The sequence below is a fragment of the Pseudomonas sp. RGM2987 genome (genome assembly GCF_022952855.1).
GTDB lineage: Bacteria > Pseudomonadota > Gammaproteobacteria > Pseudomonadales > Pseudomonadaceae > Aquipseudomonas.
This window is the reverse complement of record NZ_JALJDX010000113.1, coordinates 1-13,591: the sequence shown is the minus strand read 5'-3', so window position 1 is coordinate 13,591 and position 13,591 is coordinate 1. Positions and strand designations below refer to the sequence as shown.

General features: G+C 60.5%; 14 protein-coding genes. 7 read left to right on the top strand and 7 right to left on the bottom strand.

Annotated elements, in window-relative coordinates:
• Both RGM2987_RS02610 and RGM2987_RS02605 read right to left on the bottom strand, forming a co-directional pair.
• Positions 1 to 180: hypothetical protein (locus RGM2987_RS02610; protein WP_245138559.1), on the bottom strand; the 180-nt coding region annotated here is incomplete at its 3' end.
• The gene (locus RGM2987_RS02605) at positions 143 to 817 is read right to left on the bottom strand and encodes a phytanoyl-CoA dioxygenase family protein (RefSeq protein ID WP_245138560.1); all 675 of its coding nucleotides are present in this window, start codon (positions 815 to 817) and stop codon (positions 143 to 145) included. The genes RGM2987_RS02610 and RGM2987_RS02605, both read right to left, overlap by 38 nt.
• A 361-nt stretch (positions 818 to 1,178) precedes the next feature.
• Between RGM2987_RS02605 and RGM2987_RS02600 the strand changes: the two genes are divergently transcribed.
• A complete protein-coding gene (locus tag RGM2987_RS02600; protein WP_245138558.1) occupies positions 1,179 to 1,928 on the top strand; it encodes an ABC transporter substrate-binding protein in 750 nt (249 codons plus the stop codon).
• Between the two features lie 152 nt (positions 1,929 to 2,080).
• The gene (locus RGM2987_RS02595) at positions 2,081 to 2,881 is read left to right on the top strand and encodes a hypothetical protein (protein WP_245138557.1); all 801 of its coding nucleotides are present in this window, start codon (positions 2,081 to 2,083) and stop codon (positions 2,879 to 2,881) included.
• A gap of 29 nt (positions 2,882 to 2,910) precedes the next feature.
• On the opposite strand, the gene RGM2987_RS02590 is transcribed toward RGM2987_RS02595, so the two are convergent.
• Positions 2,911 to 3,405 (bottom strand): RES family NAD+ phosphorylase, encoded by a 495-nt coding sequence (locus RGM2987_RS02590; RefSeq protein WP_245138556.1) that lies wholly within the window; start codon positions 3,403 to 3,405, stop codon positions 2,911 to 2,913.
• Complete coding sequence (locus RGM2987_RS02585; RefSeq protein WP_245138555.1) at positions 3,402 to 3,911, bottom strand: antitoxin Xre/MbcA/ParS toxin-binding domain-containing protein; 510 nt, start codon at positions 3,909 to 3,911, stop codon at positions 3,402 to 3,404. Before RGM2987_RS02585 ends, RGM2987_RS02590 begins: the two co-directional genes overlap by 4 nt.
• A gap of 444 nt (positions 3,912 to 4,355) precedes the next feature.
• On the opposite strand from RGM2987_RS02585, the gene RGM2987_RS02580 reads away from it, so the two are divergent.
• Both RGM2987_RS02580 and RGM2987_RS02575 read left to right on the top strand, forming a co-directional pair.
• Positions 4,356 to 5,309 carry an alpha/beta hydrolase gene (locus RGM2987_RS02580; protein WP_245138554.1) on the top strand — a complete coding sequence of 318 codons (954 nt, stop codon included), beginning with the start codon at positions 4,356 to 4,358 and terminating at the stop codon, positions 5,307 to 5,309.
• 301 nt (positions 5,310 to 5,610) lie between these two features.
• Positions 5,611 to 7,791 carry a hybrid sensor histidine kinase/response regulator gene (locus RGM2987_RS02575; RefSeq protein WP_245138553.1) on the top strand — a complete coding sequence of 727 codons (2,181 nt, stop codon included), beginning with the start codon at positions 5,611 to 5,613 and terminating at the stop codon, positions 7,789 to 7,791.
• A gap of 14 nt (positions 7,792 to 7,805) precedes the next feature.
• On the opposite strand, the gene RGM2987_RS02570 is transcribed toward RGM2987_RS02575, so the two are convergent.
• From RGM2987_RS02570 to gabT, 3 genes are read right to left on the bottom strand one after another with little or no spacing between them, the layout of a single operon-like run.
• A complete protein-coding gene (locus tag RGM2987_RS02570) occupies positions 7,806 to 8,294 on the bottom strand; it encodes an Lrp/AsnC family transcriptional regulator (protein WP_003203167.1) in 489 nt (162 codons plus the stop codon).
• Positions 8,295 to 8,339: 45 nt separating this feature from the next.
• On the bottom strand, positions 8,340 to 8,996 hold the full coding sequence (locus RGM2987_RS02565) for a 2-haloalkanoic acid dehalogenase (RefSeq protein WP_245138552.1): 657 nt from the start codon (positions 8,994 to 8,996) through the stop codon (positions 8,340 to 8,342).
• Between the two features lie 32 nt (positions 8,997 to 9,028).
• Positions 9,029 to 10,321, bottom strand: coding sequence for a 4-aminobutyrate--2-oxoglutarate transaminase (gene gabT, locus RGM2987_RS02560; RefSeq protein WP_245138551.1), 1,293 nt, complete (start codon positions 10,319 to 10,321; stop codon positions 9,029 to 9,031).
• A gap of 287 nt (positions 10,322 to 10,608) precedes the next feature.
• Between gabT and RGM2987_RS02555 the strand changes: the two genes are divergently transcribed.
• The 3 genes from RGM2987_RS02555 (at position 10,609) to RGM2987_RS02545 (ending at position 13,467) form a co-directional block, all read left to right on the top strand.
• Positions 10,609 to 11,535, top strand: coding sequence for a glyoxylate/hydroxypyruvate reductase A (locus RGM2987_RS02555; RefSeq protein ID WP_245138550.1), 927 nt, complete (start codon positions 10,609 to 10,611; stop codon positions 11,533 to 11,535).
• Positions 11,536 to 11,758: 223 nt separating this feature from the next.
• A complete protein-coding gene (locus RGM2987_RS02550; protein WP_245138549.1) occupies positions 11,759 to 12,616 on the top strand; it encodes a GNAT family N-acetyltransferase in 858 nt (285 codons plus the stop codon).
• Between the two features lie 143 nt (positions 12,617 to 12,759).
• Positions 12,760 to 13,467: a cupin domain-containing protein gene (locus RGM2987_RS02545; RefSeq protein ID WP_245138548.1), complete on the top strand. Its 708-nt coding sequence runs from the start codon at positions 12,760 to 12,762 to the stop codon at positions 13,465 to 13,467.
• The last annotated feature ends 124 nt before the right edge of the window (positions 13,468 to 13,591 follow it).

Genomic DNA, 13,591 nt, shown 5'->3' with positions numbered 1-13,591 from the left:
CCTTGCAGCGCGGTGTGTCAGGTTGATTGAGTGATCTTTTTTTGAGGGGCTGCTGCGCAGCCCAGCGGGAGCAAGCTCCCTCGCCACGGGGTTTGTGAATTGCTCCCACGGGCTCGTGGTTTGACTGAAGCGACCAAGCGGTTCAATCAAAGGCAAAATCAGCAGGATCAAAACGCTCACAAGTGTCCATCCGGACATTTCGCAGGCCCGCCGTTTCCAGGTGCGAAGCGTACAGACACTCCGAAAAATAGCCCATCAGGATGGAGCGTCGACGTGCGCCGTTGACGTTCAGGCTGGCCGCGTGGACCAGCTCGGCGTCAAATACCAGGATGTCGCCGGCGCAGCCCGAAAGCTGCACCGACCGGAACTCGTCGGCGAAGTCCAAAGGTGGCGCTCCCGGCATCGGGCGATGGCTGCCAGGGACGATACGTGTCGCACCATTCCCTGGGCCATAGTCGTCGAAAAATGCCAGGGCGATTGCTGTGTCGCCAGGTCGTTGGGCGGACAGGTCTCGGTGCAGTTGTTGATGACCGCAGCCCGCCAGGGGTTCCCGGCCCTCCACCTGGGAAAGAAAGAATCGCTCGCCGATCAATTCACCAACCGCCGCCAAAAGCTGCGGCAAACGACACAGCGCCTGAATCTGCGTGTCATCGTCCACCAGCGAATGACGCCAGCCCCAACCGCGAGGCGTGGGCCATTGGTCCGAGGGTTTCACGCCTGCATCGAATACAGCGCGAAGATCTTCCAGCCACTCGGAGGGGATCGCTCGTGGCAGCAGGACAAAGCCATTGTCGTGGAGTTCTGTGCAATCAATCATGGCGCCTTCAACATCCTTGGTGACGGTCGACGATTTCAGGTATGTCGTGATAGCCAATAACCTTAGCTTTCCTACCAGAGGCTGGTGTGATCTGTTCGTCGGCCGACATTGGAAACGCCTGAGATGTCGACCCGATGAACCGCATCCTTGGACGTTTGCGTGGCTGGGCAAAAAAGCTCAAGCGACAAACCATGGTCCTGTGGTTCTACTACCTGCATCCACAAACACCCTGGTTACCCAAATGGATTTCGATTCTTGTCGTGGCCTGGCCTGTCGTCAAACCGGCGCCAGACGCTCGTCAGTGTCTATACTGATGCTTGCGATTCGCCTCCCTACCCTGCCCGGCCTATAGGCATAACACGTGAAACATTCAACCCTCACCGTGGCGCTGCTCTGTCTATCGCTCGGCATACCCGTCCGGGCAGAGCCGTATCTGGTCGTCACTGAAGAATGGGCGCCGTACAACTATCTGGAGAACAATCAACTCACCGGCATGACCACCGAGATCGTCCGGGCCATCATGGCGCTGACGGGGGACGATTTTCAGATGGAGGTGCTGCCCAGCATGCGCAGCAGTCGAGTGCTGAAAACCCGTCCGAAAACCATCCTGTATTCCATGTTCCGCACACCCGAGCGCGAGCCGCTGTACAAGTGGGTCGGGCCGATTGTGGAAGAGTCCATTTACCCCTACCAACTGACCAGTGCGCAGCAGCCGGTCAATTCCCTCGAACAACTGTTGAATGCCCCGCAAATCACCACCCGAAATGCCGGCCTGATACCTGATGTGTTGCAGTCGCGGGGGTTCAACAACCTCGACAAAAGTGCCACCGGGAGCCCACAGCTCTATCGGATGCTGTTGGCCGGGCGTACCGAGATCATCGTCGGCGACACCCCGGCCGGTGTGGCCTATTACAGCCGCCTGTTGAAGATTGCGCCCGGCACCCTGCGCAGGATCCCCGTCGAACTCTATCGCTCTTCGCTGTATATCGCTTTCAGCCGCGACTCTGACGACGAAGTGATTGCCGCCTGGGCCAATGCCCTGGAGCAACTGCGCCGCTCGGGCGAGTTGGGGCGTATCCAGCAACGCTATGCTCAGGTCAATGGGAAGTAGCATTGAGTTGAATGGACTGACGCCTTCGCGGCCGCCCGGCCCCCGTGGCGAGGTTCGAGAGCAGGCTCGCCCCCATAGGCTTAGTGGCTTGGCCTACAATCGCTGGGGCCCATTGGTGTAGGATCAGCGCGCTCCTCTACGATCAGACCACCATGAATCCTATCGACCTTCCATCGTTTCAACGCATCACCAACACTCACGGCGCGCTTGAGGGTGCGGCGTACTTCGACGCTGAAGAAAGCCTCGTCCATGACGTCTTCCCCGACCGCATCGTTTTCCAGACCAATTACCTGGATCACAGCAGCTATGCCGTGAGTGTCGTCGAAGGCGCGATACAGGTGCGTAAAACGCGGCTGGATAATTATCAGCGCGGCCACAAGGCACAGGTCATCGAAGATGACATGGATGACGACGACTGGAGCGAGTTGGACACCCTGTGGCAGCGCTTGCGCCAGGACCTGGACAAGCAGGGACAGGGTTCGCAACCCGACCTGGCCGATACCTTGGCCGACCTGTTTGACTGCCTGTTCGATGAGCCGCAGGCACAGGCGTTCATCCAGGCCGTTGCGGCACCTACCGGGCAATGGGATTGGGCCTGGACGCAGATTGAGTCAGCGCTGACACAGACCTATCAGTTGGCTGAGTTCGAATGGAAAGAATGGTCGTCTTATGGGGTCAATGCGGTAAACGCCCTGGCCCCGCTGCAACGGTTGGGCATTGAAATCACACACCCTGACATGGCGACCGTCGATGCTGTAAACAAGGCCGATAATTGGGAGCGGGCGCTGCTGCAGTATTTCAACGCGCAGCTGGACACGCATGACCTCAAATTGCTGGCGATCGGCACTCACTTCGACGAATGCCAGACCTTCGCCTGCCTGCCCATGAATGGCCTGGGGCTGGTCAATGCACTGGAAATCTTGGGCAAGCTGGGTATCGTCTACAAATATTGAAGCCCCCCCTTTCCGCTTTTGGCTGATCGCTACGCAGGCGTGATCAATCGAGTGTCCAGGCCAAACCGCTCTTGAGAAATCAGCCTGAACTGGTCAGCCACCAGATCACAACTCACCAGCAGGTTCCAGGAGCGTCGGGTCACCGTCGAAGGAATCAACACGAAGGGGTGCAGGGCCAGCAGCGCATCGGCAAACTGCTGTTGGTTGGGAGAGGGTTGCGCCGGGATCAGCCAATTCGGGTTTGGCACGTCTTCGGGTTGAATCACCTTGATGAGTGCCGGATCCAGCACTTCAAAACAAGTCAGCACGTGAGGTACTTTGTCCAAGGCGTCAAATCCCAGGTGGGCTGCAACCTCCAGAATGGCCGTGGCCGGATCGGCTGAAGCGTAGATAACCCGTCGACCCGGAGGGTTCCAACGACCGCCGGATCGTTGCGCGCCGATACCGCTGGCCCACGTATCCTTGTAGACCTCACGATCAAGGCGCCAAGCGTGCCATCGCCCGTCCCAGGGTAAAGGATTCATTGATAAACCCCGTGTTCAACCCGGGTCAGGTAATCCTCCACCGCCTGGAATCCCAACGAGTTGTCGATCAGCTCCAATGGCACCTGACCGTCCAGGTACTTGCAGGGTCTACCCAGCCATTCTTCGGCCAGCGGTTGACTGCCAAAGACATGAGTAGCGTGCTCCAGGGTATGGGCAAACTGATAGGCGATTGTACTTTGCTGCTGGTTCAAGCGTATTGGCTGAGCGTCTTTCGTCAGACGCTGAACGGTCCTGATGGACTTCCCTGTGATGCGCTGGAGCAGGTCGTGTTTCATGTAAAGCTCCGACGTCGAGAGCATGTCTCGAACATCGCTGAGGCTAAATCCCTCCTGGGTATACCGGATGATCAGCATGCGTTCATCACCTTTGCGGCCATGCAACAACACTTCAGTGGGTTTCCTGGTGGCATTCGCTCCCTGTAGCCCTCCCGCTACTCTGCGCGGGGTTTTGACGACAGGCTTGTCTGCTTGCTTCGCTGCGGGCATGACGGTTACCTCCTGGTGACATTTGACGTGATCATAACGCCAAATGTCGCAAGATGGTCAACTGCATCTTCGCCTGGCGTACAGCGCCCAGGAATCGTTCTGTACTCATAAAGAAAATCAAGCTGAGCATTCAGCAGTCTTGCCGCCCGCCAACTCAGTACCAGATCCTAAGTGTGATACTTGCGAAGGCCAACCTGAAAACCTTGTCGGATATTTCTCCGATTTCGGCCAAAGCAATCTGCCTTCGTACCGCTCCGAGACATCTATCTGAACGATGCAGCGCAACAGGAAACAGACGCACCGAACCCCAACCATCCGTTATTTCCAATAGTTGGTATCAACACCACCACCGTTCTCGACACCAGCCTCTCTCTCTAATCTGCACACCAACGCGAACGACGACGATCGCAGCAAGACAAACCACCCCTTATGGAGAGAGAAACGATGAACACCTTCAACCGCACCCTGGCCATCGCTGTATTGGCACTCGCCACCCTCAGCGCCGAAGCGGCATCGCCGGCCCAGGCTGGCGCCAGCGTGTCCGCAGTCGGCAGCGTGGTCCAGTCCGCCAGTTACATCACCACCAAGGATGGCGTGCAGCTTTACTACAAGGACTGGGGTCCGCGGGACGGTCAGGTGGTCACGTTCAGCCACGGTTGGCCGCTGAATTCCGATAGCTGGGAAGCGCAGATGATGTTCCTCGCCTCGAAGGGCTACCGGGTCGTTGCCCATGACCGTCGCGGTCATGGTCGCTCCAGCCAGCCTTGGGAAGGCAACGACATGGATCACTATGCCGACGATTTGGCAGCGGTCATCGAGGCACTGGACCTGAAAGACGTGACGCTGGTGGGTTTCTCGACCGGGGGCGGTGAAGTGGCGCGCTATATCGGTCGCCATGGCACCAGCCGCGTGAAGAAGGCGGTCCTGGTGTCTTCCGTGCCACCGCTGATGCTCAAGACCGACACCAACCCTGGCGGCCTGCCTATCGAGGTGTTCGACGGCCTGCGCAAGGCCTCGTTGGAGAACCGTTCACAGCTTTACCTGGACATCGCTTCGGGCCCGTTCTTTGGCTACAACCGCAAGGGCGCCAAGCCGTCCCAGGGCTTGATCCAGTCGTTCTGGGACCAGGGCATGCAGGGCGGCGCGAAGAATACCTATGACTCGATTGCGGCATTTTCGGCCACGGACTTCCGTGCCGACCTGAAGAAGTTCGACGTGCCGACGCTGGTAATCCATGGTGACGACGACCAGATCGTGCCGATCGATGCTTCCGGCCGGGCTTCTGCGGCGCTGATCAAGGGTGCTCGACTCATCGTCTACAAGGGTGCGCCGCACGGCCTGACCGAGACGCACAAGGATCGCCTGAACCAGGATCTGTTGAAGTTTCTTCAGGAATAAAACAGGCGCTACAGCATCATCTTCAACATTGATGCAAGCTGATCCACCGCTTTCGCGAGCAAGCCCGCTCCCACAGGGTATCAACGCCGGCCCATGTGGGAGCGGGCTTGCTCGCGAAGACGTCAGCCCATTCAACATTAAACACAAGTGACCCGCTCCCATACCAAGCCCTCCCCAAGAGGGCTTTTTGCGTTGCCGCCTGTCACGTCAAGCGGCTCTGCGGCAAGGTCGGTCGTCAATTGGCAGGAACCTAGGCGTCACCCGGCCCTCGGATATTGAGGACGTACCCGGGATGATCTACATGGCAATCGAAGACACTTTATTGCGTCAGCGCAAAGTGCTCGCCGAATTTGGTGAGCTGGCGCTGTTATCGGACGATCTGCAACAGATCCTCGACCAAGCCTGTCGCCTGGTCGGCGATGCGCTGCGGACCCATTTGGCGAAGTTCATGTTGCTGGAGGACGATGGCGTCACGCTCGTCGTGCAAAGCGGCGTGGGCTGGACACCGCAGATCGTGGGAAAAGTCCGGGTAAGAGCGGAGGAAGGTACCCCGGAACGGTATTCGCTGGACACCAGCAGCGCGGTCATTTCGGCGGATATCTCGGCGGAAACACGCTTTCGTTACCACGAGTTCCAGCAGCGCAACGGCGTCCAGGCGTTCGTCAACGTGCTGGTCCATGGCGCCACCGAGACGCGGCCCTTCGGCATTTTCGAAGTGGACAGTCGCGACCCTCGGTCATTCACCGAAAGCGATGTCGACTTTCTTCGCGGCTACGCCAATCTGCTGGGGGCCGCGCTCAAGCGCTCCAGAGCCATGCAGGCGATGCGGCTGACCCAGGAAAAACTCCGCGAAAGCGAACGCCACTACCGCATCGCCGCACAGCTCAACCCACTCTGGCCGTGGACTGCCGACAACCAGGGTTCGGTGCTGTCCCTGGACCCGCGCTGGTATGACTACACCGGGCGCACCTTGGAACAGACGTTGGGTCGCCAGTGGCTGAACGCAGCGCACCCCGACGACAAGATTTCATTCGCCAGGCTGTGGAACCAGTCGCTGGCAAATTCGCAGCCGTTCGACGCGCAGATCCGTTTACGCAGACACACGGGAGAATACCGCTGGTTCCGGATCCGAGCGTTTTGCAGCCTGGACACCAACGGGCATTGCCAACAATGGTATGGCACCGTCGAAGACATCAACGAGCGGGTGCAACTGGAAGCCGCACTACGGGACTGGAACGACCTGCTCGAAGAACGTATCGCCAAGCGCACCGCGCAATTGGAGGCCGAACAGCACGAGCGGGCCGTCGCTGAATCGAAACTGCGGCAAAGCCAGAAGATGGAAGCGGTCGGCCAGTTGACAGGCGGCATCGCCCACGACTTCAACAACCTGCTGGCGGGCATCAGCGGTAGCCTGGAGCTGATGCAACGGCGCATTGACAGTCAACGCTATGACGAACTGTCGCGCTACAACGCCGTGGCCCTGACCTCGGCGACCCGGGCCGCCGCCCTCACCCAGCGCCTGCTGGCATTCTCCAGGCAGCAGTCGCTGCGCCCCGAAGTGCTGGAACCGCGCAAGGTAGTGGCCGGGCTTGAAGAAATGATCCGCCGTTCGGTGGGCCCGAGCATCCAGGTTGAATGCGCTTTTATCGGCAATGACACGATCAAGTGCGACCCGAACGAACTGGAAAACGCCCTGCTCAACCTGGCGATCAACGCCCGGGACGCGATGCCCACGGGTGGCACCTTGAAGCTTGAGGTGCAGCGCTGTGTCATCGACGAAAAATCCGCCCGCGAAAAAATGATGCCGCCCGGCCCCTATGTGGCGATCTCGGTCACCGACTCCGGCACCGGGATCGATGACGACATCATGTCCCGGGTGTTCGATCCATTCTTCACCACCAAGCGCATTGGCGAGGGGTCCGGCCTGGGCCTGTCGATGATCTACGGCTTTGCCCAACAGTCGGGCGGCCAGGTGAAAATCCAGAGCACCGTCGGGCTGGGCACCACGGTGACCCTGTATTTTCCGCTAGTGCGCCATTCAGTCGCCAACGTGAAGGCCGCCGCTGCCCTGCAAACAACGGCACCACAGCCGGGCCGTAACGAAACGATCCTGCTGGTGGATGACGAAGCCGCCATCCGGCAAATGGTCGCCGAATACCTGAGCGAAACCGGCTACCGCATCATCGACGCCCTGGACAGCGTCTCGGCCTTGAAGCAGGCCGAAAAAAACCCGCACATCGATCTGTTGCTGACGGACATCGGCTTGCCCGGTGCCATGAACGGCGTCGGCCTGGCGAAGGAGCTTCGGGCCAAAGATCCGGCGCTGAAGGTGCTGTTCATTACCGGGTTTGCCGAGGGCGAGCGCCTGGTGTCGGTGGATGCAAGGACCCGGGTGATGACCAAGCCTTTCCGCCTGGCTGACCTCGGCCAGCGGGTACGTACGCTGCTTCGGCCAAACGATAAGGGGGCGGGTGCCTCGTAACCCGTCGTCCTCGATCAGTGCCGCAGCAACTTGCGCAGCGGAATCTCATCCTTGCGCACCGGCGACTTGATGACGATGTAGCTGAAGTACTTGGAGATGCCAATGTTCTTGTCCAGCAGGCTCTCCATCACATCCTGGTAATCCTGGATACTGCGGGTCATGAAGCGCACCAGGTAATCGTAGCCGCCACTGATCAGGTGGCACTCGAGGACTTCGTCCACAAGGCGAATATTGGATTCGAACTTGGCGAAGTCCTCGCGCTTGTGGTCGCTCAGGGTGACTTCGGTGAACACCGTCACCGAGTCGGTGATCTTGGCCAGGTTCAGATGGGCCTTGTAGCTGGAGATATAGCCCAGCGATTCGAGCCGCTTGACCCGTTGCAAGCAGGGGCTGGCGGACAAACCCACCGCGTCGGCCAGGCTGACGTTGGTCATGCGGCCGTCCTTTTGAAGCTCTACCAAAATGCTGATGTCGATCCGGTCCAGTTTTGCTAAACCTTCCATCGCATACCTCGTGCCTGCCGTTTGTAAGACAATCTTCTAACAAAATCAGCGACGTAAAGACAGCTGATGCTGCGCCACCAGGTCCGCCATGCTGCTGATGCAGTAGTCCGACGCGCACGGTTGCGGTGGGTTGTCGGGGCTACGGCAGATCAGGCAAACCGCGCCGGCCTGCTGTAGACGGGCACCTGGGCGCGTCACCTGGAGAATCGCTTCGGTCTCCAACCCGTTGGCCTCAAGCCAGACGGGATCCTGGCGCGGGTCACTGGCCAGGGAAATGAAATCCTCCTGTTCGATGCCCAGGCGCTCGCATAACACGCCCCGGTCCTCGGCATCGCGATCGCCCTGCACCAACAGGCGATAGAACTTGCGCAGGTACAGCATCGCCCCCGGTGCGTCTTCGAACAATGTCCATCCGGCGGCCGAGCGGGCGAAGCTCATGCCCTCCTCCCAACTGACCTTGAGCTTCCAGCGCTCGGCCAACTGGCGGTGGGCGAAGCACAGCAAACCGCTGAAACCCAGCTCGTCGAAGCGCGGATACAATCCTTGCAGCACCTCATTGAATTCGACCAGCACCCGGGCCTTGTCCGGCGGCTCGCCGTGGTTCTCCAGCAGTGGCTGCAACGCCGCCCAGACGCCCGAGTCACGATCGACCAGGACCTCATCGCAGTCGATCAACAACGCTTGATATTCAGTCAGCCTCATCTGTAAAGCCTCCGATGCGTCCCTTTTTGCGTTCAGCCCATAACCCGCGCCAGCGCAGCGTCGAGAATCTGCAACGCTTCGTCAATCTGCGCTTCGCTGGTCACCAACGGCGCCAGGAAACGCAGCACGTTGCGATAAACCCCACACTTGATCACCAACAACCCGCCGGCCCGGGCTTCATCGATCAGGCGCTGGTTCAGATCGGCATCCGGCGTGCGTGCGTCGTCATCCTTGATCAATTCGATCGCCAGCATGAAACCGCTGCCACGCACATCACCGATACGCGGGTAGCGCGCCTGCAAGCGCAACAGGCCCTGGCGCAGCCGCTCGCCCAGAGCGTCGCCACGGGCCAGCAGCTGTTCCTGCTCATAAGCGTCGATCACCGCCAGCGCCGCCGCGCAGGACAGCGCATTGCCCCCGTAGGTACCGCCCAGGCCGCCAGGCAATGGGGCGTCCATGATCGCCGCCTTGCCGACCACGCCGGACAATGGCAAACCACCGGCCAGGCTCTTGGCGACCGTGACCAGGTCCGGCTGGATTGCGGCGTGCTGGAAACCGAACCATTTGCCGGTGCGACCGAAGCCAGTCTGGATTTCATCGAGGATCAGCACGATGCCGTGCTTTTCGGTCAGCGCTCGCAGGCCCTGGAGGAACTCGGCGGGCGCCGCAAGGAAACCGCCATCGCCTTGCACCGGTTCGATGATGACCGCCGCGACCCGCTCAGGTGCGACTTGAGTGGCCAACAGTTCGTCCAGCGCCTGGAGCGCCATCTGGCTGGTGACGCCGCGATAGGCGTTCGGGTACGGGGTATGGAAGACCTCCGGCGCGAACGGGCCGAAATTCTGTTTGTACGGCTGGCTCATCCCGGTCAGCGTCGTGCCGAGCAAGGTACGGCCATGAAATCCACCGCGAAAAGCGATCACCGCCGAGCGGTTGGTGTGGGCGCGAGCAATCTTCACCGCGTTCTCTACCGCCTCGGCACCGGAGGTAAAAAACGCCGCTTTATAAGCTTCCTGGCCGCCGATCATCAGGCAGAGACGTCGGGCCAGGTCCAGGTAGGGTTTATAGGCCACCACCTGGAAGCACGCATGGGACACCTTCTGCAATTGGTCCTGCACCGCCGCCACGACCTTGGGGTGATTGTGACCGATGTTCAGCACGCCGATGCCGCCGACGAAATCCAGGTAGCGCTTGCCATCGACGTCCCACAACTCGGCGCCCTGGGCCCGGTCGATCACCAGCGGATGCGCGGTGACCAGGCCACGGGGCACGAATTGATCACGCTGACGGAGCAGACTTGGGGTTTCTTCGACTTTACTGTTCATTGGCATTTCCCATCGTGAGCCTCGCACCCGGGAAGCGGCTGCGGTGTATTCACAGGTTAAGGGTTCGACGCGATTGTCTAAGCCGAAGTTGGTCGTTGAGAAATCCGGATCGACTGTTTACACCCCGGCAAACAGCAGAATCCTCCAGTGCCCCTGCGCCCCATGGAATCTGCCGCAACAGGCGCCTTACAACGCAGGGTGGTGCTTGCAGACGGGTGCTTTCGACAGATCCTGCTTCGCCATTGCGGCATGCTTGATACTCCCTGATTGCTGGCGAGAAACCCTCCATGGCCCTGCTCTACAAAGCTGACCCGGTACGCGGCGAACACTGGCGACGGCTGTTCGCCGAACAGGCCCCGGATATTGAATGGCGAGCCTGGCCGGATATCGGTGACCCACGGGACATCCAGTACCTCGCGGCCTGGCAGGCCCCGGACGACATCGAAACCGTGCTACCTAATCTTCAAGTGCTGTTCGCCCTGTCCGCCGGGGTGGATCAGCTCGACCTCAACCGCTTGCCCACGACACTGCCGGTGGTGCGCCTGCTCGACCCGGGCATCAGCCAGGGCATGTGCGAGTACGCCAGTTTTGCCGTACTCAGCGTGCACCGCGACATGTTGCGCTATCGCCGGCAACAGGCCGGACACTGCTGGCAAGCACACCGCCTGGTGCCCGCAGCGCAGCGCCGGGTGGGCGTGATGGGCCTGGGTTTGCAGGCGCAAAAGATACTCGCCAGCCTCAAGCCATTCGGTTTCGCCTTGTCGGGTTGGGCCCGCAGCGCACACCACATCGCCGGCGTGAATTGCTTTGCCGGCACCGAACAACTGCCAGCGTTTCTCGGCGGGTGCGACATCCTGCTATGCGTCCTGCCGCTGACCGAGCAGACCCGAGGCATCCTGAACCGCCAGCTGTTTGAGCACCTGCCCAAAGGTGCGGCCCTGGTCAACATGGGCCGGGGTGGACACCTGGTAGAAGCCGACCTGCTTGAGGCGCTTGCACAGGGTCAACTGAGCGCGGCGGTGCTCGACGTCCTGGAACAAGAGCCGGCACCTGCGGACCATCCGTTCTGGGACCACCCGCAGATTCTGCTGACACCGCACATCGCCGCGATGACCCAGCCCGAGAGCGCGTTTGCCGGGTTGCTGGAGAACATCCGCCGACACCAGCGGGGCGAATCGATGTTGGGGTTGGTGGATCGTGAGCGCAGTTATTGATCGGGCAATAGTCCTTTGAGCACGCCGAAACGCCAGGAAAACGCCTCGGTATTTACTGCTGGCCTGGTCGCCGATTTGAGCACTAAATGTGGCCGTTCGAGGTACTTCTTACGAAACCTGCCGAATCAATTGGCGATGCTTGTCAGGCCTCGCCGCAGGTGCGATACAACCACTTTCAACGGATACAAGCCGTCCGATCCAGTGCCTTTTCAATGGTGATGCCATGTCCAGTTCGCAACGCCCCACTTATTTCTACCGTTCCATGACTGCAGATGATGTCCCTTCGGCCCACGCCTTGTCCGTGCAGTTGAAATGGCCCCATCGCCTGGAGGATTGGGCGATGTTGCAGCGTGTCGCCCAGGGATTCGTCGTGGAAGACCAGGGCCGGCTGATCGGCACCGCGTTCACCTGCCCACAGGGCAACTACGCGACCATTGGGCTGGTGATCGTCGATGGCGATTATCAGGGCCAGGGGATTGGCCGCAAATTGATGGAGCTGGCAATCGAGGCCTGTGGATCGCGCACGCCAATCCTCAATGCGACGCTGGCCGGCGCACCGCTGTATGCCAGCCAGGGGTTCGTCGACTTCGGGCATATCCAGCAGCATCAAGGGCAAGCGTTGCCGCCGACGCCTGGGCGATTGGCCGCCGGTGAGCGATGCCGCGCCCTGACCGACGCCGATCATGGCGCGCTGATTCAACTCGCCAATGCTGGCAGCGGTCTGGACCGCGAGGCAGTCCTGCGTGACCTGTTCGATGTGGTTGAGCAGGCGGTGGGCATCGAGCGCGAGGGGCGCCTGTGTGCCTTCGCGCTGCTGCGCCCGTTCGGCCGTGGACGGTGTATCGGCCCGGTGGTCGCACAGAACGTCGAGCAGGCCCGGCATTTGATCGCCACGTTGCTGGCCGAGGTGCCGGACGCTTTCGTTCGCATCGACATTCCTTCGGACAACGGGCTGGCACCCTGGCTGGAAGAGGCCGGACTCAAGCCAGTCGACACCGTTGCGCAAATGGCCCGTGGCACCCCGCCGCAAGCAAGCGGCGCCGCGCAGCAGTTTGCGCTGGTGACCCAGGCCATTGGCTGAAAAACCACGCTCTACCCACAATGCTGTTCACTTAAGGTTTATCACTTGTCGTGGCGAGGGAGCTTGCTCCCTCTCCACAGGGCGGGGACGTCCTTAAGTGAACGGTAATGCGCTCTACCCATGCTTTGCGGAGAATGATCTTCATGCTTGAACCTACTGCCATGCTGTTGGCCCATGCCGACGGTCGTCTCGCCTCGACCGAGTTCACTTCAGGATCGCTGGGAGGCGACGATCCGTTCGACAGGCTGATCGCTTTTAGCGGCACCGACGGGATTGCCGCTGGCGTGGTCAGGACGAGCGGTCGGTTCAACGTCGATCAGTACCCGTTCAGTGAAACGATCGTGGTCCATGCCGGCGCGGTGACGCTGCGCAGCCAGGCCCGGACGCTGCGGCTCGGGCCTGGGGAAAGCGCAGTGATCGGCCGGGGCACGGTGCTTGAGATCGAGGCGCAAGTTGATTCGCTCTGGGCGTTCTGCGTCGATACCCAGGTCGTTGAAAGCCGCCAGCCCGGGCTCACCGCGTTGCCTGCCCATACCCTGCTCTCGCCTTCGGCGGCGCCCGATGATGAAATCCTGCTCAGCCCACCGCCGCAGTGTCGCTCGCACAATCTGTTTGTCGAAGAAGCCACCGACTTGCGCATCGGCATCTGGGATTCGACGCCCTACACCCGCAAGTCCCGACCACACAAGCTGCATGAACTGATGCACCTGCTCGAAGGCAGCGTCACCTTGCAGGTGGGCGACGGCACCGAGCTGACGGTCAACACCGGCGATACGGTCTTCGTGCCCCTGCACGCAGCGTGCGCCTGGAAGAGCGGCGTGTACGTGCGCAAGGTCTATGTCGTCAGATAGCTATCGTCGGATTGCCGCCCGGAGCAAGCTTGCTCTCACAGGGTTGGCGCACGCTGAATCCCGAAACACCACAGATCCCAAGTGGGAGCGGGCTTGCTCGCGAAAGCGGTGGGTCAGTCGAAGA